This window comes from Stenotrophomonas sp., from assembly GCF_050737575.1.
Taxonomy (GTDB): Bacteria; Pseudomonadota; Gammaproteobacteria; order Xanthomonadales; family Xanthomonadaceae; genus Stenotrophomonas.
In genome coordinates, this window is record NZ_JBOHXW010000005.1 from 128,780 (window position 1) to 155,314 (window position 26,535).

The 26,535-nt window shown below is 64.4% G+C and carries 26 protein-coding genes and 1 other RNA gene; 18 read left to right on the plus strand and 9 right to left on the minus strand.

The features are described 5' to 3' along the window. The first annotated feature begins 9 nt into the window (after positions 1–9). The 4 genes from hemW (at position 10) to pepQ (ending at position 5,557) form a co-directional block, all read left to right on the plus strand. Positions 10–1,221, plus strand: a complete 1,212-nt coding sequence (gene hemW, locus ACREP4_RS11180; protein WP_431596257.1) for a radical SAM family heme chaperone HemW — start codon at positions 10–12, stop codon at positions 1,219–1,221. Between the two features lie 71 nt (positions 1,222–1,292). Beyond that, complete coding sequence (locus tag ACREP4_RS11185) at positions 1,293–3,800, plus strand: DUF1631 domain-containing protein (RefSeq protein WP_431596258.1); 2,508 nt, start codon at positions 1,293–1,295, stop codon at positions 3,798–3,800. Further along, entirely contained in the window at positions 3,797–4,144 is a 348-nt protein-coding gene (locus tag ACREP4_RS11190; RefSeq protein WP_431596259.1) for a PilZ domain-containing protein, read from the plus strand. Before ACREP4_RS11185 ends, ACREP4_RS11190 begins: the two co-directional genes overlap by 4 nt. Positions 4,145–4,228: 84 nt before the next feature. Next, positions 4,229–5,557 (plus strand): Xaa-Pro dipeptidase, encoded by a 1,329-nt coding sequence (gene pepQ, locus ACREP4_RS11195; RefSeq protein WP_431596260.1) that lies wholly within the window; start codon positions 4,229–4,231, stop codon positions 5,555–5,557. A gap of 1,070 nt (positions 5,558–6,627) precedes the next feature. Here pepQ and pepP read toward each other — a convergent pair. Both pepP and ACREP4_RS11205 read right to left on the minus strand, forming a co-directional pair. Continuing rightward, positions 6,628–7,953 (minus strand): Xaa-Pro aminopeptidase, encoded by a 1,326-nt coding sequence (gene pepP, locus ACREP4_RS11200; protein WP_431596261.1) that lies wholly within the window; start codon positions 7,951–7,953, stop codon positions 6,628–6,630. An 8-nt stretch (positions 7,954–7,961) separates the two neighbouring features. Then, on the minus strand, positions 7,962–8,507 hold the full coding sequence (locus ACREP4_RS11205) for a YecA family protein (protein ID WP_431596262.1): 546 nt from the start codon (positions 8,505–8,507) through the stop codon (positions 7,962–7,964). 126 nt (positions 8,508–8,633) lie between these two features. On the opposite strand from ACREP4_RS11205, the gene ACREP4_RS11210 reads away from it, so the two are divergent. The 8 genes from ACREP4_RS11210 to ACREP4_RS11245 all read left to right on the plus strand — a co-directional run bounded on the left by ACREP4_RS11210 (position 8,634) and on the right by ACREP4_RS11245 (position 13,003). Beyond that, entirely contained in the window at positions 8,634–8,855 is a 222-nt protein-coding gene (locus tag ACREP4_RS11210) for a TIGR02449 family protein (RefSeq protein ID WP_431596263.1), read from the plus strand. Then, positions 8,852–9,151: a cell division protein ZapA gene (locus ACREP4_RS11215; protein WP_431596264.1), complete on the plus strand. Its 300-nt coding sequence runs from the start codon at positions 8,852–8,854 to the stop codon at positions 9,149–9,151. Before ACREP4_RS11210 ends, ACREP4_RS11215 begins: the two co-directional genes overlap by 4 nt. An 84-nt stretch (positions 9,152–9,235) precedes the next feature. Beyond that, positions 9,236–9,420, plus strand: a non-coding RNA gene (gene ssrS / locus ACREP4_RS11220) — 6S RNA. A 202-nt stretch (positions 9,421–9,622) separates the two neighbouring features. Continuing rightward, positions 9,623–10,213 (plus strand): 5-formyltetrahydrofolate cyclo-ligase, encoded by a 591-nt coding sequence (locus tag ACREP4_RS11225; protein WP_431596265.1) that lies wholly within the window; start codon positions 9,623–9,625, stop codon positions 10,211–10,213. Then, a complete protein-coding gene (locus ACREP4_RS11230; RefSeq protein WP_431596266.1) occupies positions 10,210–10,692 on the plus strand; it encodes an EVE domain-containing protein in 483 nt (160 codons plus the stop codon). The genes ACREP4_RS11225 and ACREP4_RS11230 overlap by 4 nt, the downstream gene beginning before the upstream one ends. Before the next feature lie 154 nt (positions 10,693–10,846). Next, positions 10,847–11,494: a ribose-5-phosphate isomerase RpiA gene (gene rpiA / locus ACREP4_RS11235; protein WP_431596267.1), complete on the plus strand. Its 648-nt coding sequence runs from the start codon at positions 10,847–10,849 to the stop codon at positions 11,492–11,494. A gap of 135 nt (positions 11,495–11,629) precedes the next feature. Continuing rightward, positions 11,630–12,088: a DUF192 domain-containing protein gene (locus ACREP4_RS11240; protein WP_431596268.1), complete on the plus strand. Its 459-nt coding sequence runs from the start codon at positions 11,630–11,632 to the stop codon at positions 12,086–12,088. 66 nt (positions 12,089–12,154) lie between these two features. Further along, positions 12,155–13,003, plus strand: a complete 849-nt coding sequence (locus ACREP4_RS11245; RefSeq protein ID WP_431596269.1) for a SirB1 family protein — start codon at positions 12,155–12,157, stop codon at positions 13,001–13,003. A gap of 204 nt (positions 13,004–13,207) precedes the next feature. Here ACREP4_RS11245 and ACREP4_RS11250 read toward each other — a convergent pair whose 3' ends face one another. After that, the gene (locus ACREP4_RS11250; protein ID WP_431596270.1) at positions 13,208–13,399 is read right to left on the minus strand and encodes a rubredoxin; all 192 of its coding nucleotides are present in this window, start codon (positions 13,397–13,399) and stop codon (positions 13,208–13,210) included. Positions 13,400–13,468: 69 nt separating this feature from the next. Between ACREP4_RS11250 and thiE the strand changes: the two genes are divergently transcribed. Both thiE and hemL read left to right on the plus strand, forming a co-directional pair. Next, entirely contained in the window at positions 13,469–14,098 is a 630-nt protein-coding gene (gene thiE, locus ACREP4_RS11255; RefSeq protein ID WP_431596271.1) for a thiamine phosphate synthase, read from the plus strand. Positions 14,099–14,297: 199 nt separating this feature from the next. Then, positions 14,298–15,590 carry a glutamate-1-semialdehyde 2,1-aminomutase gene (gene hemL / locus ACREP4_RS11260; RefSeq protein ID WP_431596272.1) on the plus strand — a complete coding sequence of 431 codons (1,293 nt, stop codon included), beginning with the start codon at positions 14,298–14,300 and terminating at the stop codon, positions 15,588–15,590. 224 nt (positions 15,591–15,814) lie between these two features. Here hemL and azu read toward each other — a convergent pair whose 3' ends face one another. Continuing rightward, on the minus strand, positions 15,815–16,207 hold the full coding sequence (azu, locus tag ACREP4_RS11265; protein ID WP_431596469.1) for an azurin: 393 nt from the start codon (positions 16,205–16,207) through the stop codon (positions 15,815–15,817). A 126-nt stretch (positions 16,208–16,333) separates the two neighbouring features. Here azu and ACREP4_RS11270 point away from each other — a divergent pair, with 126 nt between their 5' ends. Then, on the plus strand, positions 16,334–16,996 hold the full coding sequence (locus ACREP4_RS11270) for an HAD-IA family hydrolase (protein WP_431596273.1): 663 nt from the start codon (positions 16,334–16,336) through the stop codon (positions 16,994–16,996). Between the two features lie 330 nt (positions 16,997–17,326). Here ACREP4_RS11270 and ACREP4_RS11275 read toward each other — a convergent pair whose 3' ends face one another. Continuing rightward, entirely contained in the window at positions 17,327–18,556 is a 1,230-nt protein-coding gene (locus tag ACREP4_RS11275; protein WP_431596274.1) for an acetylornithine transaminase, read from the minus strand. A gap of 71 nt (positions 18,557–18,627) precedes the next feature. Between ACREP4_RS11275 and ACREP4_RS11280 the strand changes: the two genes are divergently transcribed. Next, a complete protein-coding gene (locus ACREP4_RS11280; RefSeq protein ID WP_431596275.1) occupies positions 18,628–19,491 on the plus strand; it encodes an ion transporter in 864 nt (287 codons plus the stop codon). 198 nt (positions 19,492–19,689) lie between these two features. Here ACREP4_RS11280 and ACREP4_RS11285 read toward each other — a convergent pair whose 3' ends face one another. Further along, positions 19,690–20,508, minus strand: a complete 819-nt coding sequence (locus tag ACREP4_RS11285) for an SDR family oxidoreductase (protein WP_431596276.1) — start codon at positions 20,506–20,508, stop codon at positions 19,690–19,692. Between the two features lie 140 nt (positions 20,509–20,648). On the opposite strand from ACREP4_RS11285, the gene ACREP4_RS11290 reads away from it, so the two are divergent. Beyond that, positions 20,649–21,326 carry a hypothetical protein gene (locus ACREP4_RS11290; RefSeq protein ID WP_431596277.1) on the plus strand — a complete coding sequence of 226 codons (678 nt, stop codon included), beginning with the start codon at positions 20,649–20,651 and terminating at the stop codon, positions 21,324–21,326. Between the two features lie 66 nt (positions 21,327–21,392). Here the strand turns inward: ACREP4_RS11290 and ACREP4_RS11295 are convergent, their stop codons facing one another. Next, complete coding sequence (locus ACREP4_RS11295) at positions 21,393–22,058, minus strand: serine/threonine protein kinase (RefSeq protein WP_431596278.1); 666 nt, start codon at positions 22,056–22,058, stop codon at positions 21,393–21,395. 136 nt (positions 22,059–22,194) lie between these two features. On the opposite strand from ACREP4_RS11295, the gene ACREP4_RS11300 reads away from it, so the two are divergent. After that, positions 22,195–24,201, plus strand: a complete 2,007-nt coding sequence (locus tag ACREP4_RS11300) for a bifunctional DedA family/phosphatase PAP2 family protein (RefSeq protein ID WP_431596279.1) — start codon at positions 22,195–22,197, stop codon at positions 24,199–24,201. A 92-nt stretch (positions 24,202–24,293) separates the two neighbouring features. On the opposite strand, the gene ACREP4_RS11305 is transcribed toward ACREP4_RS11300, so the two are convergent. Continuing rightward, positions 24,294–24,902 carry an LON peptidase substrate-binding domain-containing protein gene (locus ACREP4_RS11305; RefSeq protein ID WP_431596280.1) on the minus strand — a complete coding sequence of 203 codons (609 nt, stop codon included), beginning with the start codon at positions 24,900–24,902 and terminating at the stop codon, positions 24,294–24,296. A gap of 90 nt (positions 24,903–24,992) precedes the next feature. After that, a complete protein-coding gene (locus tag ACREP4_RS11310; protein ID WP_431596281.1) occupies positions 24,993–26,360 on the minus strand; it encodes a DcaP family trimeric outer membrane transporter in 1,368 nt (455 codons plus the stop codon). Positions 26,361–26,535 lie beyond the last annotated feature (175 nt).

Sequence of the window (26,535 nt, forward strand, 5' to 3'; positions counted from 1 at the left end):
ACACCGTCGATGAGCACGCATTCCCACCTCCACGACGACACCTGTGGCTGTGCCGCGCCCACCGAGGTGCAGCTGATTCCGCCGCCGCTGTCGCTGTACGTGCATCTGCCGTGGTGCGTGCGCAAATGCCCGTATTGCGATTTCAACTCGCACGCGGGCAAAGGGGAGCTGCCGTTCGATGCCTATATCGACGCGCTGATCCGCGACCTGGATCAGGACTTGCCGTTGGTCTGGGGCCGCGTGGTCAGCAGCGTGTTCTTCGGTGGCGGCACGCCCAGCCTGTTTCCGCCAGAAGCCATTGATCGCTTCCTGCAGGCCGCCAGCGCACGGCTGCGTTTCGCGCCGCACCTGGAAGTGACGCTGGAGACCAACCCCGGCACCGCCGAACACGGTCGCTTCGACCGCTACCGCGCGGCCGGCGTGAACCGCATCAGCTTCGGCATCCAGACCTTCAACGATGACGCGCTCAAGCGCCTGGGCCGCATCCACGACAGCAACGAAGCCGAGCGCGCGGTGAAGCTGGCGCAGGACGCCGGCTACAGCAATTTCAACATCGACCTGATGTACGCGCTGCCGGAACAAACGCTGGCCCAGGCCGAGCACGATCTGGAACGCGCGTTTGCGCTCAACCCGACGCACATCTCGCATTACCAGCTGACGCTGGAGCCGAACACGGTGTTCTTCGCCCGCCCGCCGCAGGGCATTCCCGACGAAGACCACGCCTGGGACATGCAGGAGCACTGCCAGGCGCTGCTTGCGCAGGCCGGCTATGGCCACTACGAAGTCAGCGCCTACGCCCGCGACGGTTACCAGTGCGCGCACAACCTCAATTACTGGCGTTTCGGCGACTACCTGGGCATCGGCGCCGGCGCGCACGGCAAGATCAGTTCCGGCGCCGAGCAGCACGTGCTGCGCCGCTGGAAGCACAAGCATCCGCAGACCTTCATGGACACGGCCGGCACGGCCAAGTCCATCGGTGGTGACGATGTGATCAGCGCCGACCGTTTGCCGTTCGAGTACATGCTCAATCTGCTGCGCCTGCACGAAGGTTTTTCCCTGCGCGATTTTGAATCCCGCACCGGCGTGCAGCGCAGCGTGCTGCAGCCCGCGTTGGACACCGCCCTCGCCCGTGGCTGGCTTGCCAACCGCAATGGACTATGGGTGCCGACCGACCTCGGCCGCCGTTTCACCAATGACGTTGTGGAATTATTCTTGGCGTGAGCGCACCGCCGAAGTGGTGATCGCATCACAAAAATGATAGAACTCGCCCATTAAGGGGGAAGGAATCCAGGATGTCAGGCACCGCATCACGCTCATCCGGCCACGCATTGGCTCGGGTCGCGGCTACGCCGGCTCCTGCCCGCGTACGTCAGCTGTTGGAAAGTAGCTTTCAAGTCGCCGACGAGGTCTTGCGCACGCCGTTGCAGCTGACCGTCATCGACTTTGAGCGCGCCTTGTTCAAGCGCGCGGAGATGGCCCACAACAGCCAGATCCAATCCGATGTCTACGCGCAGCTGCGGGTGCTGCGCGACCACGCTGAGCAGATGCCCGATATCTTCCTGGATGCATTGTCCGGGCAGCTGGCGGCCTTCAAAGAGCCCCCCAAGCCCAGCGCCGAGGCGCATTCGGCGGCCTTCAAATCAATGACGCTGGTCGAAGACACCGATATCGACCGTGACATCGTGCTGCACGAAATGGCGCGCCGCGAAGCCTTCCGCGTCACCAGCCCATTGTTGTTGCTGGGGCAGCGCTTCGCAGTGCTGGCTGCACAACCGGCGTTTGATCCCGAACGCCTGCCGCTGGGCCCGTACGCACTGTGCCGCGCCCTGCGCGACTGCGGCGAGCACATGCAGCTGAACCTCGACGCTCAGCTTGTGCTGTACCAGGTGTTTGATCGCTTGGTCATGGCGCGGCATGCCGAGCTGATCGATCGCTTGAACATTCTGCTGGAGCGCGAAGGCGTGCTGCCGGGCCTGGTTTATCGCCCGCACCTGCCCCGCCCGTCCGCACCGCGTGGCGCAGGCGCTGCCGGCGGTCCCGTCGACGCCAATGGCGCCCGTGCGGCCAGCCAGACACCGCTGACCAGTTGGCAGGGCCAAGCCCCGGCGGCATCGTGGTCCAGCATTTCCAATGAGCTGCCGGGCGCCACCCAACCCGGCGGCGGATCGCACAGCGCCGCACCGGCTGCACCACAACAAGCCACCGCGCGCAGCAGCGCGCATCCGACCAACATGGAAAGCCTGCACACCCTGCTGGACGCCGCACGCCACGCGCTGGCGATAGCCGGTGGCAGCAGCGCCGGTGGCCAAGCAGCAGGCGGCACGATGCCTGCTGGCGCCGCAATGAATCTGGCCGCTGGCTCGGCGGGCATGATGGGCGCCGCTGCGTCAGGCGGTTCGATGCCGCACTTTGGCGCCCAACCCGCGCAATCGGGCGGCGGCTACGCGCCGGCAGGCAACACCGGCGCGCCCGCAATGCCAGTGTCCAGCCAGGTCGCGATGAACGTCTTGGGCAAGCTGCAGGCACCCGCATCGTCGTCCGGCAGCCGTCACAGCATTGCCGACATCCGCGACGCGCTGCTGTCGCAGGTCAAGACCGAACACGGCCCGGCCGCGACGCTGTCGGTGCAGGACGCCGACACCATGGACCTGCTGGGTATGTTGTATTCCCAGCTGCAGCGCGAAGTGCGCAGCGAAGGTCCAGCCGCTGATCTGTTGCAGCGCCTACAGGTGCCGTTGGCGCGCGCCGCCATCAGCGATCAGGAATTCTTCCTGCGTGACCAGCACCCAGCACGCGAACTGCTCAACGCAGTGGCCGAATCGGGCGCGGTCTGGCTCAGCGACGAAGACAGCGATCCGCTGCTGCTGCTCAAGCTCAAGGACGCGGTCAACAAGGTGGTCACCGACTACCAGGGCGACGAAGCCGTTTTTGTCGAAGCCAACGACCACATCCAGGGGCATCTGCGCGCCGCGGCACGCCGCGCCGAAATGGCCGAACGCCGGCAGGTGGAAGCGGCGCGTGGCAAGGAGCGCCTGGAAGCGGCCAAGCAATTGGCCAACCACACCATCGACGAGCTGTGCCACAACGCCGAACCGCCGAAGTTCGTGCAGACCCTGCTGCGCAAGGCATGGGCCGACGTGCTCACCCTTACCCTGCTGCGCCAGGGCGAAGGCTCGGAGGAATGGCTGCAGCGCGAGCACGCTACCCAGCGCATCAGCGAGATCACCGGCATGGCGCCGGGCGGTCCAGCCGATGTGGCCTTCGGCGAGGAAATCGAACAATCGCTGTTGCAGGTCGGCTACCACCAGGACGAAGCAGCGGCGATCTCGCGGCGGCTGTCCACGCCCGGCGGCGAAGACGCCATCACCTCCCGCACCGAACTGGCGGCCAAGCTCAAAGCCCGCGCGCGCCTGGGCGAAGCCGGAGCGCCTGACGAAGAAGAAGACCGCCGCAAGAAAGCCCAGCCGGCACGCAGTGAAGAAGAAGAAGCGCATCACCGCCAGCTGCGCACGCTGCCGTTCGGCACCTGGTTTGAATTCATCGTCAACCAGCAGGGCGACAACCGTCGCCAGCGCCTGTCCTGGTACAGCCTGATCACCGACAACGCCCTGTTCGTCAACCAGCGCGGCCAGAAGATCTCCGAGCATTCGCTCGACTCGCTGGCCCGGTTGATGGCCAAGGGCCAGCTGCGCATCGTCACCGAAGACCGTGGCCGCCTGATCGACCGTGCCTGGCAGGCCACCGTGCGCGCGTTGCGCTCAATCGCCGGCCAATCCTCCAACACCGGGGAATCCGCATGATCACCAACACTCGCCGCGCCCCCCGGTTGCAGGTGCCTGAAATGGTGCCGGTGCGCGACCAGATGACCGGCCAGCAGATCGGCCGGCTCGGCAACATATCCGAAACCGGCATGCTGTTGATCGCCTCCGTGGCGCTGCAGGACGACGCCCTCTATCAGCTGCAGTTCCCCATCGCCGACGGCCGTGGCGGGCAGCTGCAGATCGACGTCGGCGTGCATCTATTGTGGTGCGAACCCACCCATGCGCCGGAACAATCCTGGGCCGGGTTCCGCTTCCTGACCCTGGACAGCGGCCACCGCGAACAGCTGCAGCGTTGGATCGAGGATCGCCTTCCGCCGGCCTGAGTGCCGAAAACGGCACAGCGGCAATGAGGCGTTTGCGGCAGAATCACAGGCTCCGCATCACGCACCTGCAAGCGAGCCACTGCGATGAACCAGCAAGATCCCGGCACCCTGTATTCCCAGCACCTGGGCGTGCTCACCGACCGCGCCGACAAGGCACTGGCGCGCGCCGGTTTCGACCATCTGGTCATTCCCAGTGGCACCCAGCACTACCAGGTGTTTGACGACCGCGACTATCCGTACGCGGTCAACCCGCAGTTCAAGACCTGGCTGCCGCTGACCAAACTGCCTTACAGCTGGCTGATCCACACCCCCGGCAAGCGCCCGACCTTGGTGTTCTACCAGCCGTTCGACTACTGGCACGTGGTGCCGGATGCCCCCAGCGGCTGGTGGGTGGAACATTTCGACATCCACATCATCCGCAAGCCGGAAGATGCGCTGGCGCTACTGCCCAAAGATCCCAGCCGCTGCGCGATCCTCGGCGAAGCACAGAGCGCACTGGGCGCTTATGCACCGAACAATCCCGATGCCGTCATCCATTACCTGGACTGGCATCGTGGCTACAAAACACCTTACGAAATCGCATTGATGCGCCAGGCGCAGGTGCACGCGGTACGCGGCCACCGCGCCGCCGAAGCGGCGTTCCGTGCGGGCGCCAGCGAGTTCGACATCCACATGGCGTATTGCAGCGCCGTGGGTCAGGACGCCAATGAGCTGCCCTACGGCAACATCATCGGCCTCAACGAACACGCCGCCGTGCTGCATTACACCGACTTGGGCAAGCGCGCACCGCAACCGCTGCGCAGCTTCCTGATCGACGCCGGCGCCTCTGCCTATGGCTACGCCAGCGACATCACCCGCACCTACGCCAGCGCCGGCCACGACGAGTTCCAGGCGCTGATCGACGCGGTGGACGCCGCGCAGATCAAGATGTGCCAAGCCGTGCGCGCGGGCTTTGACTACAAGCAGCTGCATGTCGATGCGCACCTGTCGCTGATGGGCATCCTCAAGGACTTCGGGGTGATCAACGTCTCCCCGGAAGCCGCCCTGGCGACCGGCGTCAGCGCCGCGTTCTTCCCGCACGGCATCGGTCACCTGATCGGCGCCCAGGTGCACGACGTGGCAGGCTTTGCCGCCAGCGAAGACGGCGGCCGCGTCGAGCGCCCGGCCGGCCACCCCTACCTGCGCCTGACCCGCGTGTTGGAGCCGGGCATGGTGGTGACCATCGAACCGGGCCTGTATTTCATCGACATGCTGCTGGATGAAGTCAAAGCGGCCGGCAACGCGGCCAGCGTGAACTGGGACCGCGTGGATTTCTTCCGGCCCTACGGCGGCGTTCGCATCGAAGACGAAGTGCTGTGCACCGACGGCGAAGCAGACAACCTCACCCGCCCGGCATTTGCTGCGCAGGCCTGATGTACGGGCGACATCCGTCGCCCAGCAATTGAACCCCGGGCGCGCAACGCGCCCGGGATGAGCGATACGGCGGATGTATTGGTGGCCGTTTTCGCTATCGCACAAACCCTTCGCCCGTCCCCCAAAAGAAGCAGAACCAATCGAGCTATGGCTGTGGTTGTGGCTGTTTCCCCTCCCTTACGCGCAGCGTAGGGCCAGGGAGGGGTGCCGTTGCTTTGCACTTGCACTTGCCGTTGCCGTTGCTCCGATCTTTTGACGTCCGGGCCCCTTCCGCAGCGACGGAGCTGGCAGACAAGACCCCGAATGGGGCGACGCACAAGGATGTGCGTCGTTTTTCGACGAGACAGGGATGTCTCGTCGAAAAATCCTGCCAGCGGAGTGAACCTGTAGCGCGCAGCGCGGAAGGCGCGGAGGCAGGGTGTGCTTTCTTTTGGTTAGCTTTTCTTTGCACAAGCAAAGAAAAGTAACTCGCTCCCCGAAGGGGAGTGAAAGCTCCTGATCTTGGTTGCGGTTGCGGTTGCGGTTAACGCTAAAGCTAAAAAATAAGCAAAAGCTTTCGCCCGCCTTCAGCGCGCGAGCGCACCTTTCTTTGCTTGTGCAAAGAAACGTGGCCCAAAGAAGCGCTCCTCAACAGCCGAAGGCTGGTCAAGCACACCCTGCCTCCGCGCCTTCCGCGCTGCGCGCTACAGGTCCACTCCGCCGCCGGGATTTTTCGACGATACATCCCTGTATCGTCGAAAAACGACGTGCGTCCTGCACGTCGCCCCATTCGGGGTCTTGTCTGCCAGCTCCGTCGCTGCGGAAGGGAACCCGGTACGTCAAAGGCAAAAGCAAAAAGCTACCCCTCCCCGGCCCTCCCCTGTGCCTGCGGCACAAGGGAGGGGGAAACGCCGAGCGACCACAGAACCCGCGCGCTCCCTACGCCCGCACTGCGCTCTCACTACGCCCGCACCACACTCGCACTGCTCTCGCCCACAAAAAACCCCGAGTGAGCTTTCGCTCACTCGGGGCCATGTTTCTGCATGCAGCCATATCTCTGCATGCACCTCAATCCAAAAATCAAACCACCATCAGCGCTCAGCCATGAACGCTTCAATCTCGTCGGCGCTGCGCGCAAGTGCACCGGTCAACACACGGTGGCCGTCTTCAGTGATCAGCACATCGTCCTCGATGCGGATGCCGATCCCGCGCCAACGCGCTTCGACACTGCGGTCATCCGGCGAGATGTACAGCCCCGGCTCGATCGTGAACACCATGCCCGGCTCCAGCAAACGCGACTCGCCAGCCACGCGGTAATCGCCTACGTCGTGCACGTCCAGGCCCAGCCAATGCCCGGTCTTGTGCCGATAGAAACGCTGGTAATGGCGCTCGAGGATGTTTTCTTCCAGATCGCCTTTCAGCAGGCCCAACTGCAACAAGCCTTCGGTCAGGACCTCAACCGCTGCCAGATGCCCTTCTTCATAAGCGATGCCCGGCTGCGCCTGTTCCAGCGCGGCCATCTGTGCGGCCAAAACCAGATCGTGCAGCGCGCGTTGCTCGGCAGTGAAGCGGCCGTTGACCGGGAATGTGCGGGTGATGTCGCTGGCATAGCCGAGATATTCGGCACCGGCATCGATCAACACCAGATCGCCATCGCGGCTACCGCTGCGATTGTCGCGGTAATGCAGCACGCAGCCATTGGCGCCGGCACCGATGATGCTGTTGTACGCCGGGCACGCGTCATGCCGGCGAAACTCACGCTCCAGTTCGGCCTGCAGTTCGTACTCGTGGATGCCTGCATGTGCGGCACGCATCGCGGCCTGGTGCGCACGCACACTGATGTCGGCAGCGGTCTGCATCAACGCGATTTCGTCGGCTGACTTGTACAACCGCTGCTCGTGCAGCAAGTGGCCCAGCTCCAGGAATTCGTGCGGCGGCTGCGCGCCGTGGCGCACCTGCGAACGCACGCGGTTCACCCAGCCGATCAGCTTGAGGTCGAAATCCGCATCGCGGCCGAAGTGGTAATAGACACGCGAGCGCCCTTCCAGCAGGCCCGGCAGAATTTCATCCAGATCCTCGATGGGATAGGCGTCGTCCATGCCGTAGTTGGCAACCGCGCCATCCTGACCTTCGCGCGGACCGTCCCAGGCTTCACGGTCGGGGTCGCGCTCGCGACAGAACAGGATCGCCTCACCGTGGCGTCGGCCCGGAATCAGTACCAGCACCGCTTCCGGCTCCTGGAAGCCGCTCAGGTACCAGAAATCCGAATCCTGTCGGTACGGATGGAACGTGTCGTGGCTGCGCACGCGTTCGGGCGCGGCCGGCAACACCAGAATGGCGTCATCGCCGGCCGCTTCCATCAACTGCCGGCGACGACGTGCGTACTCGGCGGGGGGGATCCCGGAAAGTCGCTTCATGCAATCCCTCAGTTGAGGCTCTGGCGGTGACGCGAGCCCATCACGCAGTCGCCGTGCAGCAACAGCGCGGCAACGCGGACGAATTCTTCGATCTCGGCCAAGGCGTCTTCATCTTCATCGGCGCTGTCGAACTGGTCGCTGGAGGCCTGGGCCAAACGTGCCAGATCCTGCAACGCCTCCTCGCCTTCTTCGCTCAGCGACGGGCGCTTGCCCGAGGCCAGACCGAAGCCGCCGAGAAAGGCGCGGCACCACTCAAACAGCGCGTCGGTACGCGCCTGCAGCGGCTCCGACGCATCGGCCAGCACCAGCTCGAAGGCGAAGTCGCGGTCTTCCAGCTGCGCCACGGTCGCCACGCGCAGGCGATCCAATGCGCTGCCCGGCTCCGGGACCTGCATGTTGTCGTCGGCCAGCACTTTTGCAGGCCAGGCCTGCAGATCGGCACCGCCACCCGCCAGCCAGCCAGTCAGGCCACCATGAAGTTCGGCCGGGGAAGCACCCAGGCCCAGCGACTGGCTGGCCTGGACAATGTCGTTGATGACAGGAAGTTCGCTCATGTGATGGTTCTGTAAAGCCGAAAAGGGTCGTGACCACAGCCAACATGGTGACGGCCGCACAGTGTAGCAATCGGACTGTGTCCTCCACCTTGACCGCCCCTCCCCGCCATGCCTATCGTGCCGCCCATGGATGCCTTCGACCCCGCCGGCCAACTGCTTGCCCTTGTTTCGCGCCTCGAGCTGCTGCTTGAGCGCAACCAGCGGCTGGCCGATGAGAACCGGAGCCTGCGCCAGCAGCAGGAACACCTGATGACCGAACGCTCGCAACTGCTGGCCAAGAACGAACAGGCCCGCTCGCGTGTGGAAGCGATGATCACCCGTCTCAAATCGTTGGAGCAGCACACGTGAGCCACAACGAACCGGTCAGCGTCCGCATCCTCGACCGCGAGTACACGGTGGGTGTCGAAACCGCCGAGCGCGACAGCCTCAACGCCGCCGCACGCATGCTCGACATCAAGATGCGCGAGATCCGCGGCAGCAACCGCATGGCCGCCGTGGACCGGGTGGCCGTGCTGGCGGCACTCAATCTTGCCCACGAGCTGCAGCAGGTCCGCGATGAACAGGCCGCACAGCAGCGGCGCTTCCAGGCGGCATTGAATGACCTCAATCAGCGCCTGGATATCGCCATCGACAACGCGCGTTGATCCAGCTGAGCGGCTCAGGCAAGTGAATTGGACACACGCCTGAAAAAGCTGCCCACGCCGATGCAACCGGCTATACTTGCCCCGCGTTCTCTGCTGTGAACGACGGCGTGTGCAAACATTCGCCTTGTCCCTTAATTACGACCACGGGGGCGCGACGGAGCCGGGTGTGCAAGTCCGCCTTGTAGCGGGAAGCCCAATGGCCCCCCAGCGTTCCCACTTGAACCCCGGGTTCAAGGTCGTTTCGCACGCATCGTCACCGCGGAGAATGCAATATTCCAGAACGGCGCCTAACGGCGCCGTTCTTTTTTTCCTGCTCCCTGCGGGAGAAGGTGCCCCGAAAGGGGCGGATGAGGGTTGGCGCAAAGCGCCTTGAAGTTTGGCGGCACGAGAGCTTCGCCCTTACCCTCACCCCAACCCCTCTCCCGCGGGCGGGAGAGGGGCTTTCAAACCTGACTCCGCTACCCAGTGCCGATGACTGCCGACCACCGCCAGACCCTCCGCCAGCAACTGCGCCAACGCCGCCGCGATATTCCCGCCGCCGAGCGCATCGCCGCCGCCGAAACCCTGGCCACGCGCCTGCTTTCCCTGCCTTTCGCCAGCATCAGCGGCCACGTTGCCGGCTATTGGGCGATGGATGGTGAGATCGCGCTGCACCGCTGGCAGATGCAGTTGCCGCCGCAGCAGGTCTATTGCCTGCCGGTGTTGCACGGCAAGCTGCTGCGCTTTGCGCCGTGGCGGCCGGGGCAGCCGCTGGTCAGCAATCGCTATGGGATTCCCGAGCCGGATGTGGACCCGACGCAGGCCCTGCGGCCGGAAGAAATGGCCTTGGTCATCGCGCCGCTGGTCGGCTTTGACCCGCTGGGGCGGCGGCTGGGCATGGGGGGCGGCTGGTATGATCGCAGCTTCGCATTCCGGCAGCGCCAGGCCGCGCCGCCGTGGCTGGTGGGAGTGGGTTTTTCCACCCAGCAGGTGCCGTCACTGCCGGTCGAGGACTGGGACGTGGCGGTCGATGTGATCTGTACCGAGCAGGCCACTCTCTACCCGGAACCGTTGAACGCATGACCGCCCGCAAGCGCTACTGGCTGATGAAGTCCGAACCGGACGCCTTTTCCATTGATGACCTGCAGCGCGTAGGCACTGAGCCGTGGAACGGCGTGCGCAACTACCAGGCGCGCAATTTCATGCGCGATGGCATGAAGGTTGGCGACGGCATTCTGTTCTACCACTCCAATACCAAGGTGCCGGGCATCGTCGGTGTTGCAACGGTGGCCAGCGAAGCCTATCCCGATGACACCCAGTTCGACCCCGAATCGGATTACTTCGACCCCAAGAGCACGCGCGAGGAACCGCGCTGGATGCTGGTGGACGTGGGTTTTGAGCGCAAGCTGGCGCAGGTGATCGCGCTGGATGAAATCAAGCGACATGCCGAGGCACTGGGCGAAGGGTTTCCGCTGACCGCCAAGGGCAACCGGCTGTCGGTGTTCCCGGTCACCGCCGCGCAGTGGAAGCTGCTGCTGTCGCTGGAAAAGAAATCGAGCTGAATCCGCAGGAGCGGCCTTGGCCGCGAAGCAGGTGATCGCCCCGCAGCAGCGATGTCTGCAATCGCCAATTCTGTAGCGGCGTTGTCTCTATCAGCTTCGCGGCCAAGGCCGCTCCTACCGTCAAACGTATTCCTCCAACCCATCGAGCCCCACCATGTCTGAAGCCAAGCGCCTGGCCGCCGAAAAAGCCATTGAGTACGTCGAGAAGGGAATGATTGTCGGTGTCGGCACCGGCTCCACCGTTGCCTATTTCATCGAGGCACTGGCCCGCATCAAGGACCAGATTGAAGGTGCGGTATCCAGCTCCGACCAGAGCACCGCGCTGCTCAAGGGCCACGGCATCGAGGTGATGGATCTGAACCACGCCGGCACGCTGTCGCTGTACGTGGATGGTGCCGACGAGTGCGACGGCAACAAGAACCTGATCAAGGGCGGCGGTGCCGCACTGACCCGCGAGAAGATCATCGCCGAGGCCAGCAAGAAGTTCGTCTGCATCGTCGACCCCAGCAAGCAGGTCAAGGTGCTGGGCAAGTTCCCGCTGCCGGTGGAAGTGATCCCGATGGCGCGCAGCCTGGTCGCCCGCGAAATCCTGGCCCGCACCGGCGGCCAGCCGGTGTGGCGCGATGGCGTGGTCACCGACAACGGCAACGTCATCCTGGACATCCACAACCTGGCCATCACCGATCCGGTGAAGCTGGAACTGGAACTCAACCAGATCCCCGGCGTCGTCTGCGTGGGCTTGTTCGCCCGCCGCCCGGCCGACGTGGTGATTGTCGGCGGTGAGCCGCCGCAGGTGCTGTAACTGCAGTTGCTTGTTGCTTGTTGCTTGTCCCTTCTCCCGTCCACGGGAGAAGGTGCCCGAAGGGCGGATGAGGGGAAGCTTCTAACTTCTACCGGTTCCGCCTGAAGGCCTCCCCTTGGAACCAGGTCCCAATCCATGCCCAACATCCTTCTGCGCGCACTCTTCGCCCTGTCCCTGCTCACCCTTGCCGGTTGCGCCAGCGCCGATGGCAAACATTGGGTAGAACTGGCCGGCAGCCGCTATCAGGTGGAATTGGCACAGGACGACGACACCCGCGCCCGCGGCCTGATGTTCCGCGAGGAAATGGATATCGACCACGGCATGCTGTTCATCCACGACCGTCAGGAACCGCAGGCGTACTGGATGAAGAACACCAAGCTGCCGCTGGACATCCTGTACTTCGATACCGAGCGCCGCCTGGTCAGCCAGCAACGCGACGTGCCGCCGTGTTCGGCCGGTGATATGTGCCCGCCCTACCCCAGCTTCAAACCGGCGCGTTATGTGCTGGAACTCAACGCAGGCCAGGCCGCAAAACTCAATCTGCAGGACGGCACCGAGCTGGTTTTCGGCCCGGGCATTCCCAAGGCCGATTGAACCTGCACCACATGCCGCACCGCGCCGGCCTTGAACCGGCGCCGCTTTGCCCGCAGTCTTGAGCCCATGTCCGATACACGCCTCACCCTGCCGATCTGGGATGAACTGGCCAGCCTGTCCGACGACGCGCTGCCCCTGTTGCCGACCGCGCTGCTGATCGCCCGCGACGAGTACCCCGAGCTGGACCCGGCCGCCTACGACCGCACGCTGCAGGCCCATGCCGACCACCTGCGCGTTGAAGTGGACGCCACTGGCGAATGGCCGCTGAAAATCGCCGCGATCAACCATCACCTGTTCAACGAGTTGGGCTACAGCGGCAACAACGACGAGTATTACGACCCGCGCAACAGCTACCTCAACGAGGTGTTCGAGCGCCGGCTGGGCAACCCCATTTCACTGGCGCTGGTGCAGATTGAAGTCGCGCGCCGGCTCGGCCTGCCGCTGGAAGGTATTTCCTTCCCCGGCCATTTCCTGGTGCGGCTGCCGGTGGAAGACGGCGTGCTGATCATGGATCCGTTCAATGGCGGCCGCCCCCTGAGCGTGGACGAACTGCGCGAGCGCGCCCGCAGCAACCTGGGCGGCGAAACACCCGATGACAGCGTGCTGGCACAGATTCTCGACCCGGCGCCGCACCGCGCGATTCTGATGCGCATGCTGCGCAACCTTCACGGTGTGTATGTCGAACGTGGCGAGTGGGACCGCGCCGCACGCAGCGCCGACCGCATTCTCAAACTGGTCCCCAAGCAGGCCGACGCCGTGCGCGACCGTGGCTTGGCGTATCTGAAGCTGGAACATCTGGCCGGCGCGCGCGCCGACTTGGCCACGTATCTGAAGATGGAACCGGAAGCCGCCGACGCCAGCAGTATCCGCGACCGCCTGATCGAACTGGGCGGCGAGCGGCCAAGGCTGCACTGAGGCTATCTGCGTAGGAGCGGCCTCGGCCGCGAAGTCACTGCTGCGCCCGGAACCGGTGAAAAAAGCCGTCTTCACCAAGGAATCGCCGGCCATGCCGGCAACTTCACTACTTCTTCGGATACGAACGGTTGTGCGCCGACGGCGGGGGCAAAGCTGCTCGCGGCCGAGGCCGCTCCTACGCCCTTGGCGTCACTCCAGCTGGCCTCACTCCAGCTCGATCATCTCGAAATCGTCCTTGGTCACGCCGCAGTCGGGGCAGGTCCAGGTGTCGGGCACGTCTTCCCAGCGCGTGCCTGGCGGGATGCCTTCTTCCGGCAAGCCGTCGGCCTCGCGATAGATGAAACCGCAGACAACGCACATCCAGTTGCGGAAGGTGGAGGCCGAGGCATCGGACATCGGGGATAATCGCCGGACAAAGAAACGGCGTTGATTGTCACACTCCCGCCGCCGTACCGGTAGCCATCCATGCCCCCTATTTCCACCGCCCCGCGCGGCATTTACCTGATCACCCCGGACGAGACCGACAGCGAGCGCCTGCTGCAGCGCGTTGCACCGTTGCTGGCCGGCACCACCTGGCTGCAATACCGCAACAAGGCGGTGGACGCGCCGACCCGGTTGGCCCAGGCACAGGCGCTGCAAGCACTGTGCGCCGAAGCCGATGTGCCGCTGATCATCAACGACGACGCCGCGCTGGCCCATGCTGTCGGCGCAGCTGGTGTGCATCTGGGCGAAGACGATGGCGATATCGCTGCCGCCCGTTCGCTGCTCGGCCCGCAGGCGATTGTTGGCGCCTCCTGCTATGACGAACTCGCGCTTGCACAGCGCGCGGTTGCAGCTGGCGCCAGTTACGTCGCCTTCGGCGCGTTTTTCCCCAGCCGCAGCAAAGTGACGCCACGCCGGGCATCGCTCGACCTGCTGCGACAAAGCGCCGCACTTGGGGTGCCGCGGGTGGCGATTGGTGGACTGACGCCGGACAATAGCCGGCCTGTAGTGGACGCCGGCGCGGACTTGATCGCGGTGATCAGCGGTGTGTTCAGCGAGGCGGATCCGGTCGCTGCATTGCAGGCTTATCGACGTTGTTTCCCGACTTTTTGATTTCACCCGATTGCTGAAAAGCAGTGCATTTCCCTTCTCCCGCGAGCGGGGGAAGGTGCCCCGAAGGGGCGGATGGGGGGAGCCTTTGACGTTTACTCGCCAGGAGCTGCCCTCACCCCAACCCCTCTCCCGCAGGCGGGAGAGGGGCTTGTTCACCGACCCCTTCAACGCTGCTGAACCCCCACAAAGGAGCTGATCCATGAACCACGCCCAATCCCACGCCCTGTTCGAGCGCGCCCAGAAGCTGCTGCCCGGCGGCGTCAATTCGCCGGTGCGCGCGTTCAAGTCGGTCGGTGGCGAGCCGTTCTTCGTGCAGCGCGCTGATGGCGCCTATCTGCATGACGTCGACGGCAACGCCTACATCGATTACGTCGGTTCGTGGGGCCCGATGATCGTCGGCCACAACCATCCGGCGGTGCGTGAGGCCGTGCAGCAAGCCATCGGCAACGGCCTGTCGTTTGGTGCGCCGTGCGCGGCCGAAGTGACCATGGCCGAAACCATCACCCGCTTGGTGCCGTCGTGCGAAATGGTGCGCATGGTCAACTCCGGCACCGAGGCCACGTTGTCGGCCATCCGCTTGGCGCGCGGCGCCACCGGCCGCAACAAGATCGTCAAGTTTGAAGGTTGCTATCACGGCCACGGTGATTCGTTCCTGGTGAAGGCCGGCAGCGGCATGCTGACCCTGGGCGTACCAACCTCGCCGGGCGTTCCCGCCGGTTTGAGCGAACTCACCCTCACCCTGCCGTACAACGATTTCGACGCAGCCACGGCGTTGTTCGAGCAGCAGGGTGCAGAAATTGCCGGCCTGATCATCGAGCCGGTGGTCGGCAACGCCAACTGCATTCCGCCGCGCGACGGTTACCTGCAGCATCTGCGTGCGCTGTGCACGCAATACGGCACGCTGCTGATCTTCGACGAAGTGATGACCGGCTTCCGCGTGGCCCTCGGTGGTGCACAGGCGCACTACGGCATCACCCCGGATCTGACCACCTTCGGCAAGATCATCGGCGGAGGCATGCCGGTGGGTGCGTACGGCGGTCGTCGTGAACTGATGTCGCAGATCGCGCCCGCCGGCCCGATCTATCAGGCCGGCACGCTCAGCGGCAATCCGGTGGCGATGGCCGCCGGCCTGGCGATGCTGGAGCTGATCCAGGCGCCCGGTTTCCACGAGCGCCTGAGCGCGGCCAGCGCGCGCCTGTGCGCGGGTCTGGAAGCGGCGGCGGCGGAAGCCGGCGTCGCGGTAACCACGACGCAGGTTGGCGCGATGTTCGGCCTGTTCTTCACCAATGAAAAGGTGGAGACCTACGCACAGGCCACGGCATGCGACATCCCGGCATTCAATCGTTTCTTCCACGCGATGCTGGAGCGCGGTGTGTCCCTCGCACCGTCGGCGTATGAAGCCGGCTTCCTGTCCAGCGCGCACGACGATGCCGTGATCGACGCCACGCTGGCAGCCGCACGTGAGGCGTTCAAGGTGGTTGCTGCGGGTTGATCTGCTGGGTTTTACGCACATGGAAAGGCCGGCTTTATGCCGGCCTTTTTTTCGCGAAGCGCTTCCCCTCATCCGCCCTTCGGGCACCTTCTCCCGCTGGCGGGAGAAGGGTTTGCATTACAGCGATCTGCGGAGATGCAGCAACTCTGCAGATTGCGTTGAACCATTCCCTTCTCCCGTGTACGGGAGAAGGTGCCCGCAGGGCGGATGAGGGGAGCTTTTTCTCAACCGAAAATCAGCTTTCCCTTCATCATTCCCCAGTGGCCCGGGAACGAGCAGAAGAACGTGTAGTCACCGCCGCGCGTGAGCTTGCTGGTGGCAAAACGCACCTGCGTGGTCTGGCCACCGCCGATCATCGGCGTGAAGGCGATCACCCGTGCGTCGTTCTTCGGCAGGTAACTGTCAGCCAACGTCGAGCGCATGCCCGCGGTGGCGACCGGCTGGAAATCCGGCGTGCGCGTCAGCACCCAGTTGTGGCCCATCGCCGTGGCCGGCATGCGCCCGGTGTGCTTGAGCGTGACATCAACCTGCGTGCAATCAGCCGCCACATTGATCTGCGGCACCGAGAACTGCATGCGGTCGTTGCTCTCGATGGTCACCGCACAGGTACGGGCCATGGCCGGGGCCGCAGGCAACAGGACGACAAGGGCCAACAACAGGCTGGAACGCTTCACTTGGAACTCCGCAACATCAGTGGATTGTGCTGATTCTAGGCAATGCTCCGCAGCGGCGTGTGCGACGGGATGTCGCAGGGATGCGTCAACACCCCGCAGCACCGATACTTCCCCATCATCACCGCCACCCGTCTTATGCCCGCGTTGAACGCCCTGCTACTCGATTTCGATGGTCTGCTTGCCGACTACGATCACCGCCGCTTTCTGCAGCACCTGGCCGAAGCCGCTGCCTGCACAGTGCCGCAACTGGACACCGTGCTGCGCAGCGAAAGCCTGGAGCTGGCACATGCACGCGGCGAGCTGGATGGTGATCAACTGCTACGCGCATTGAATGACCACCTGGACTGCAACCTGCAGGCAAACGACTGGCAACATGCACGCGCGGCCGCAACCGTGCCGCGTCGCGATTGTGTGGCGCTGTTGGAGCGTGTCCACCCGGAAGTATCCGTCGCCATCCTGACCAACAACGGCGCGCTCGCATTGCCGGTGATCCAGCAATTTCTGCCCAGACAACGCGTCCTGGGCAGTGCAACGCTGGGTATCCGCAAGCCCGATCCCGACGCTTACCTCGCCGCCTGCAACGCATTGGGATGCGAGCCCGCGCGCGCGCTGTTTGTCGATCATCTGTTCCGCAATGTGCAGGGCGCACGAACGGCCGGCCTGCACGCCGACACGGCGTATCACGCGCAGTCGTTGCGGCGGCTGTTGCGGCGATTTCATCTGCTGGGCTGACTGCAATTGCCGTGTGCAGAACGACAATGCCCTCGATGTAGTCCGCTGATTGGGAATACGTCGAGGGCATTGTTGGTTTTTGGGTTTGTTTGGGTTGAGGGTGTGACTGCTGGCCTCTCCCCCCGCTCCGCGCCCCGGCCCTTGCGCTGGCGCAAGGGCGTTCAAATGGGGTACGAACCAGTGGTTCGTAAACACCCCTTTTCACCCCGCGAGGGGAGAGGGGCTCGCTGCATCGCAAGTTGGAGCGATATCTGCAATTGCAGCTTCAAAGCCCCTCTCCCCTTGCGGGAGAGGGGTTGGGGAGAGGGGTAGCTTCTGATCTGTAAAGACTTACCCCCGCGCAGCAACGTAAGCAGCAATCGCCTCACGCACGCGCTTCAAACCTTCCGCCAATTCTTCATCGGTAATGTTCAACGCCGGCACGAAGCGCAGCACGCTGGTGCCGGCCTGCAGGATCAGCACCTGCTTTTCAGCGGCCAGGTCCAGCAACACACCAATATCAGCCACGTAATCGGGCTTGAGCACCGCGCCGATCATCAGACCCATGCCGCGCACCTGCTCGAACACGCCGAACGCTTCGCCGATGGCTTCCAGTCCGGCCTTCAATGCGGCCGACTGGCGGGCCACGTTGGCCTTGATCTCATCGGACGCCAGCTTGCGCAGCGCCACGCGTGCCACCGCAGCGGCCAGCGGGTTGCCGCCGAAAGTGCTGCCGTGCGCGCCGACGCCCATCACCTCGGCGACCTTCGGCCCGGCCAGCATCGCGCCAACCGGGAAGCCGCCACCCAGCGCCTTGGCAAGGGTGACGATGTCCGGGGTCACGCCCCAGTTCCAATGCGCAAACAACTCACCGGTGCGGCCCATGCCGACCTGGATTTCATCCAGCACCAGCAGCGCGTCGTGCTGGTCGCACAGCTCGCGGGCACGGCGCATGAACTCGGCGCTGGCCGGCATCACGCCGCCCTCGCCCTGCACCGGCTCGAACATCACCGCCGCCACATCGCCACCGGCCATCGCCGCTTCGAGCTGGGCCACGTCATTGAAATCGACATAGCGGAAGCCGCCGGGCAACGGCTCGTAGCCTTCCTGGTATTTCGGCTGCGCAGTGGCGGTGACGGTGGCCAGGGTGCGGCCGTGGAAGCTGCCGCGGAAGGTGACGATGAAACGCTTCTCCGCTGCGCGGCCCTGCGCGCTGGCCCACTTGCGCACCAGCTTGATGGCCACTTCGTTGGCCTCGGCACCGGAGTTGCACAGGAACACGCGCTTGGCGAAACGCGAGGCGTCCACCAGCTCCTGCGCCAGGTGCAGCGGCGGCTCGCTGTAGAACATGTTGCTGGTGTGCCACAGCTTGTCGGCCTGCTCGAACAACGCCGCCTTCAAGTCCGGGTTGTTGTGGCCCAGGCTGCACACCGCAATGCCGGCCGCCAGGTCGATGAACTCGCGTCCCTGCGTGTCCCACAAGCGCGCGCCCTGGCCGCGCTCCAGCACCAGCTGGCGCGGGCGGTACACCGGCAGGTAGTAGTTGGAAAGGGACAGCAACGGTTCGGCGACAGCGGTCATGGCGTTCCGGTTTTGGGTGGGAATGAAGGCCGCATTGTCCTCCATTCCACCGGCTGCGGCACAATGCGCGCATGCGCCTGTTCACCACGCCCCAATTGAATCCCGCCAGCGAAACCGGCTGGCGCCGCCGCTGGTTCGACATCATCCATCGCACCGACACGCCGCCCTCGCGGCGTTTCGACCTGCTGCTGGTCTGGGCCATCCTCGCCAGCGTGCTGGTGGTCATGGTCGACAGCGTGCAACGCATCCACGCGTCATGGGCGACCGGCTTTTATGTGATCGAATGGGGCTTCACCCTGCTGTTCACCGCCGAGTACGTGCTGCGCCTGCTGGTGGTGCGGCGACCGCTGCGTTATGCGTTCAGCGTGTGGGGCATCATTGACCTGCTGGCCATCCTGCCGTCGTACATCTCCTTCTTCATTCCCGGCACGCAGAGCCTGTTGGTGGTGCGCGTGCTGCGGCTGCTGCGGGTGTTCCGCATCCTCAAGCTCACCCGCTACATCGAGGAAAGCGGCGTATTGATGCAGGCGCTGTGGCGCAGCCGGCGCAAGATCCTGTTGTTCCTGTCGATGGTCGTGACCATCGCCATCATTGCCGGCGCGCTGATGTACGTCGTCGAGGGCCCGCAATATGGCTTCAGCAACATTCCCGCCAGCATGTATTGGGCGGTGGTGACGATGGCGACGGTGGGCTTTGGTGACATCGTCCCGCACACCACACTGGGCCGCTTCATCACCTCGGCGTTGATCCTGATCGGCTACAGCATTCTGGCGGTACCCACCGGCATCTACACCGCCGAGCTGGCCGGCAACATGTTGCGCGAGCGTCGTCACGACAACCGCGGTTGCACGGTCTGCGGCCACGAAGGCCATGAAATCAAAGCGCGTTACTGCAACCGTTGCGGGCATGAGCTGCCGGAACACATCGATCCCTGATCCCTCCGCCTTCGCGCTTGTTTGATTCCTCGTAGGCTGGGATGGAGCGACAGCGCAATCCCAGCATTCAAGCGGTCACGGATTTCAGGCGCAAGCTGGGATTCCATCCCAGCCTACGTGACTGTCCCGTACCGTTTTGTCCGGAAACGCAGCTTGCTTCGCGGCTTAAGCCGCTCCTACAGCACCAGTCGCTCGGCCTCAGTCCAGAAACAAGTCCGGCATCAGCGGCCGCGATGGATCCATTGCATAACCGGACAGATCCGTGATGCCCGCTTCGGCCAGCACTTCGTCATCCAGCAGGAACTGGCCGCTGAAGCCCTCGGCCCGGCGCGTCAGCACCGCATGCGCGGCGTCGGCCATGATCTCCGGCTTCCGGCAACCGGAAACATCCACACCGGGAATCATGTTGATCGCATCGGTGGCGATCACCGTGCGTGGCCACAGTGCGTTCACTGCCACACCTTGCGGGCCAAACTCCGCGGCCAAGCCCAAGGTGACGAAACTCATGCCCATCTTGGCCAGCGTGTAACCGGTATGCGGCGCCCACCACTTCGGGTCCAGGCTCGGCGGCGGCGCCAGCGTCAGGATGTGCGGGTTCGGCGCCTGCAACAGATACGGCAGGCAGGCCTGCGCGCACAGAAAACTACCGCGTGAATTCACCTGCTGCATCAGGTCGAAACGCTTCATCGGCGTGTCCAGCGCACCGCGCAGCCAGATCGCAGAAGCGTTGTTGACCAGGATGTCGATGCCACCAAACGTATCCACCGTCGCTGCAACGGCGGCATTGACCTGGTCTTCCTCACGGATGTCGCACTTCAGCGCCAGCCCTTGACCGCCCGCCGCATTCACCGCTTCAGCAGCGCTGTGAATGGTGCCCGGCAACTTGGGGTTGGGCACCGATGATTTGGCGGCGATGGCCACGTTGGCGCCATCGCGCGCAGCGCGCAGGGCAATGGCCAAGCCAATGCCACGCGAGGCACCGGTGATGAAAAGGGTCTTGCCCTGCAAGCTGCTCATGCCTACTCCAACCACGTGGAAATCAGCTCGCATTATGCCGATGCCAGCGGAGTTTGGCGGTCTGCAATGGGATTGCCCCCGCGACATTTTCTGTTCATGCGCCGCGCCGATACTGGGGGCGCTCTCTTCAGGATTTGGCAATGAAACCCCTGCTTTACACCGCCCCGCTGCTTCTGGCCCTGTCGCTTGGCGCTTGCCAGAAGCCCCACATCGCGGCGGAATCCTCCCCTATCAGCAAGGATGTGACCGCGCAGACCACCGGTCTGGGCGAGACCGCGGCCAAGATCGACGCACGCGCCGTGTGGCAGGGTTCGCTGGACGCCTGCCGCGATGCCACCGCCGCGGCCGATGTCTGTTTGATCAACACCCTGCGCAGTAATGGCGCATCACCGGCTGCGGTAAATGCCGCACGCACGCTGGCCGCGCAAGGCAAGCCCGGCTACGTCAGCGCATGGCAATCGGTTGAAGGCGTGGGTGTGGCCACGCTGGAGTTCCCGTTCCGCGCCAATACCAATGAAGGCACCTGGCTGGTGGATGCCACCGGCAAGACCGTGGACGTGGATGAGCTCGTACTCGATGAAAACGTGCGCGACCTGCCCGAGTACAAGGCCTTCATCGACGCGCATCCCGATGCCAGCCCGTTCGCCCCGGCCGAAGCCAGCGGCAGCGATGCCCTGCCCGACGGCGGCGTGCGCCTGCGTTACACCACGCCGCTGCGCAGTTGCCACGCCTGCGCCGACGAAGGCCACGTCACGCTCGCGTATTACTTCGACAGCAAGCGCAGCTTCAAGGGCAAGCAGTTGGTGGAGCTGCGGTAAAACGGCGACATGCTCGGTTGAAGCTTTCCTGGTGAAGCCCTGCCGAGCAGGGTTCGGCACTGCCACTCACGGCTTGGGCCCCTGCCCTTCGTTGTCTTCCCAATGCAGGATGCGGCGGGTGACAAAGCGGTAAACCGGCTTGCCGGTGGCGAACCACAACTCGCGCACCCAGGAACGGCGCTTGAGCAGGCGCAGTTCCACCGGCGTCAATGACTGCCGGCAATACATGCGCTTGTGCTTGAGCAGGTGTCGCAGGTCCTCGCGCGCCAGCAACCGCATCCAGCGCGAACGCGGGTTGCCGCAGACCGCCAGCTGGAAATCGATCAACGCCGGTGAGCCGTCCTCACGCACCAGCCAGTTGGCTTCCTTGGCCAGATCGTTGTGGGCGATGCCGTGGCGATGCACACGCTGCAGCAGCCGGCGCGCAGCACGGAAATAGGCCAGGTCGCCATGCGGCGGACGTTGGTACATGGCTGCGCCTTCCATGTAACTGCGGTCCAGCCAATGACCATCCCAGGCCAACAGCGTTGGGGTCGCCTCCATGCCGTCGAGCTTGGCCAACGCCCGCGCTTCACGCCGGGCCAGCCACCACGCCGGCAGACGCAGCCATAGCGGGGTCGCACCCAGGTCGCGGCGCACGAAGCGGCCCTGCGCGCCTTCAACCAACAAGATGCGGCCGAAGCTGTCTGCCTTCAGCGCGGTGAACGGTGTCTCGGGAGTGGGTTTTGCCATCGCCGTATTCTAGGCGGTGTCGCCGATTTCACGGTCTTCATGCAGCGCCCCGGCAGGTGAACAAGGCGATTCCACAGGGCAATGAACCTGCAGCGTATCTGCCGGTCTGACGGAACCCTGCCTTTATAATCGGCCGATGAATTCCTGGATCGACACCACGCTGACGTGGATTGCAGCCCATCCCATCCTGGCCGGTGTCGCGATCTTCGCTATTGCCTTCTGCGATGCCGTCATCATTCTGGGCGCCATCGTGCCGGCATTGCCGCTGATGATCGCCGTGGGCGTGCTCATCGGCATGGGCGAGTTGTCCGGCCCGTATGCGGTGGCCTGCGCCACGGTTGGCGCCTTTGCTGGCGACGGCGTGAGTTATTGGGTGGGCCGGCGCTGGGGTGATCGCCTCCGCGGCGTGTGGCCGTTCAGCCGCTACCCCCAGTTGCTGGACCGGGGTGAACTGTTGTTCCGCCGCAATGCCTTCAAGAGCATCCTGCTGGCCCGTTATGTCGGCGCCATCCGTCCATTCGTGCCGGCCATCGCCGGCATGGCGAACATGCCCTTCGTCACCTATCTCAAGGCCAGCGGCATCGCCTGCCTGTCATGGGCGGTGCTGTTCCTGCTGCCGGGCTGGGCGCTGGGCCAGGCCTATGACGCGGTGGCCGCCGTCGCCGGCCACCTGTTCCTGGTGGTGGCCCTGCTCGGCGCGATCCTGGGCTTGGTCTGGGCCATCGTGCTGTACAGCTACCGCTGGTCGGCGGCACGCATGGACGGTTGGCTTGCCCGCGTGCTGCGCTGGTCGCAACGCCATCCGCGGCCGCTGGGCCGCGCATTGAGCGATCTGTTCGACCCGAAGCGGCGCGAATCGGTGCCGCTGGCGATGCTGGCACTGATGCTGTTGCTGTTGGGTTGGGGCTGGTTTGTGCTGCTGATGGTGGTGGTTGGCCACGGCGAGCCGCTGGCGCTGGATCTGGCCGTGCATCAGCTGATGCTGGCCCTGCGCAACCCGCTGGCCGACTACCCGATGGCGGCGCTGGCCTCGCTCGGTGATTGGCAGGTGTTGTTGCCGGCCATTGCTGCCGGCATGGGGTACCTGGCCTGGCGTCGGCGCTGGATGGCGGTGCTGCATTGGCTGGCGGCGCTGGCTTTCGGTCTGGCCCTGACCAAGCTGCTCGGCACCACTGTGGATGTGGTGCGGCCGCCGTCGGCCAGCAGCGGCTTCGGCTTCCCGTCGGTGGCGGTGACCATGGCCACCATCACCTTTGGTTTCTTTGCCGTGCTGATCAGCCGCGAGCTGCCCGGCCGCACCCGCGTGTGGCCGTACCTGCTGTCCGGCGTGGTCGTCACGGTGATTGGTTTTGCCCGCATCTACCTCGGCGCGCACTGGCTCAGCGATGTCATCGGCGGCATGTTGTTCGGCATCTTCTGGCTGCTGTTGCTGGGCGTGGCCTACCGCCGCCGCTTCAATCGCTCGTTCTGGGTGAAGCCGGTCGCGTGGTTGTTCTATGGCGTGTTCGCACTGGCTGCGCTTTGGTACGCACCGCGCAACGTGCCGGCCAAGCTGGCCAAGTTCGAGCCGGTGGCCGAGACAAGCCGGCAGATGAATGCCGAACAGTGGTGGCAGGAAGGCTGGAACGAGTTGCCCGCGCGCCGTAATGAATTCGATGACGACCAGCGCTGGCCGCTGGACGTGCAGGTGGCCGGCCCGCTGGCCCCGCTGCAACAACAGCTGGAGCGCAACGGCTGGACCGTGCAACCGCAGGCCGGCTGGCAGCAGGCATTGGTGATGCTCGACCAGAAAGCCAAACCGCAGGAAGTGCCGGTGTTGCCGGCGACGCTGGACAGCAATGTCGAAGCGATGCTGTTGCTGCGTCCCGGCGCGCGTCCGGATGAAATGTATGCGCTGCGGCTGTGGCCATCGGCGGTACGCCTGCAGCCCGGCCAGGAGCCGGTGTGGCTGGGTAGCGCGCAGACCCTGCGCTACCAGCGTCACCTCAAGTTGTTCGGCATGTGGCGTCCGCTGCGCGGCGTTGATCCGGCGCTGGATGCGGTCAAGCAATCGGTGGACGGCATGCAAAGCCAGCAACGCACGCAGCCGGAAACCGGCTTGCCGTTGTTGATGATCCGCAGCGGGCAAAGCCCCGCGCAGTGATAGGGCTGCGGTGCATTTCGCACAACACGTTCTAAGAGCCCCCCTCCCCAACCCTCCCCTTGCCTACGGCAAAGGGAGGGAGCGAAGCGCAGTTACAGGTCTTCTTCCTGTGGCACATCAAGTTCCGGAATCCACTCCAGCAGGAGATCCAGGCGGCGCATCGGCTCCGCTTCCTGCAGTAGTTCCAGTCGCTGTCTTTCCTGCAGCGGCAGCAGCTCCGCAAGCCGCCAACCGACCCACGCAGCTTGATCCAACTGCGCCGGACCCGCAGAAGCGTACTCGCCACCGGCGTGTTCAAGAATGCGTTCGAGCAAGGTGCCCAGCAGCGCATGTTCGGGCTGCAATTCATCGTCGCTGTCGCGCTCGCACCATTCCACGTCGGCAACGACCAAGCCGCTGTCGCGCACCTGTGTTTCCACGACATGGAAACGCCGGGCACCGCGCAGGCGCAACACCAGCACGCCATCGGCGCCGACGTCGAAATCCTCGATCAACGCTTCCACGCCCCACGCTGCGGGGGTCGCCGGCGCGCCGACCTCATCGCCTTCCAGAATCGAACACACACCGAACGTACTGCCATTGCGGCCGCACTCGCGCACCAGATCCAGATAGCGCGTCTCGAATACGCGCAGGCCCAGGGAAGCGCCGGGCAGCAGCGCCGAACGCAACGGAAACAACGGCAGGCTTTGCGATGAAGTCATCAGATACACAAACGGGTGGACCGGGGTTGATGTTACCCCAGCCCACCGTATGCATTCTGACAACGGCACATGGCCGTCGTGATACTCACATCAGAAGTTGTATTTCACATGCGTGTGGATGCGATTCATGTCGCCTTCCTGTCCGTTTTCAAGGCGGCGCAGCGCATGGCTCAACTCCATACCCAGGTCCAGCTTGGGAAATGGCGAATAGATCAGGTTGGCCCGCACCGACTGCGCCTTCTCCGTGACCTCATAACCGGTGAGCGCGGCATCGTTGTCCAGCACCGCTACCGAGTACACCAGATTGCCGCGTAGCTTCGGCGAGAAGGCATGACGCCATGCGGCAAAGCCGCCGTAGCCGTCCATCGCATGCAGACGACCTTCCGCATCCAGCACCGTGTCGCTACCCAGCGCAAAGCCGAGGTAGCGCCCCACGCCCGCGCCGCCGCTGACCATGTAACGCAGATCATCATTCGCGCCGAGGTTGAACTTGCCGGAGACGCTCAATGCGCCGCCAGTATCGTTATGACCGTCGTATCGGAAGTTGCGCAGCAACGCTGAGACCGTGAAGTGACCCCAGTCCCCGCGCCTGAGCCAGCGGGCGGTCAGGTCGGGCATGACGTCATCACCGCTGTTGATCCGCGCACCTCTGCCAGCGAATGGCGTGATGGTGGTCTGCGGGTTTTCGGCCGAGAACGACCAGGCGCCCTTGCTGTAACGCAGCTGCGCCTGTCGCGAGAAAATGGTGCCTTCCGAAGGGCCGGTGAAGTCCACCGTATCCGGCAGCGCGGCCACATCCTGGAAGTTGGACCAAGTCTGGCCAGCCAGCCAGTTGTTCCAGCTCACATAGGCCTGCCGCAGCGTGACGGCGTAGGTGTTGGTGATGACTTCATTGCCGGCAAAGGCGTTGCTGCCGCCGCCGTACATGTCGGCCTCGATATAGGCCTTGAGCTTGTCGCCGTTGTCGGTCGTGGTATCGGCACCCAACCAGAACCGCGAGAACTGCGCGTGTACGTCGGTGTAACTGGCGCTGTGACCATTGCCATCCACCGCCACCGGGGTTGCACCCGGGAAATAGAACAGGCGACCGGCCGAGCCGTCGGCAATCGCACCGTCACTGGTTCGGGTGTACATCGAATCCAGCTTGATGAAACCGCCGAAGGAGAACTTCGTGCCCGGCATGGCATTGGGCATGACGGTCGCAGGCGCTGCAGGCGCGGCAGTCACCCGGGCACCATCCAGTGCAGTGGCGCTTGGTGTGGCGTTTGCTGCAGTGCTGGCTGCTTCCCGCTGTTGGTAGGCCTGCAGCACCTCACGCATCTGCTGCATTTCCTGCTCCAACTGCGCCATGCGCGCTTCCATGGCTTTCGCATCGACGGCCTGCGCCAATGCGCTCAGCGGCATTGCGGCGAGCGCCGCGGTGGCCGCCAGTGCGGCCAACTTCTTGTTACCGATCATCGTTTTCCCCTCCCAGGGCAACAGAACACCGTTCCGGCGCTCGGGCGGAGTGCCGGCTCTTCGAATTCGATTTTCTTGACCGCCCAGCGACGAGATTTCAGGACGTGGCGGTCAACCTTGAGATCGTCATTCCGGCGTGGGCCGAAATTGCTTTGTGCAGCCGTTGCCTTCGCGT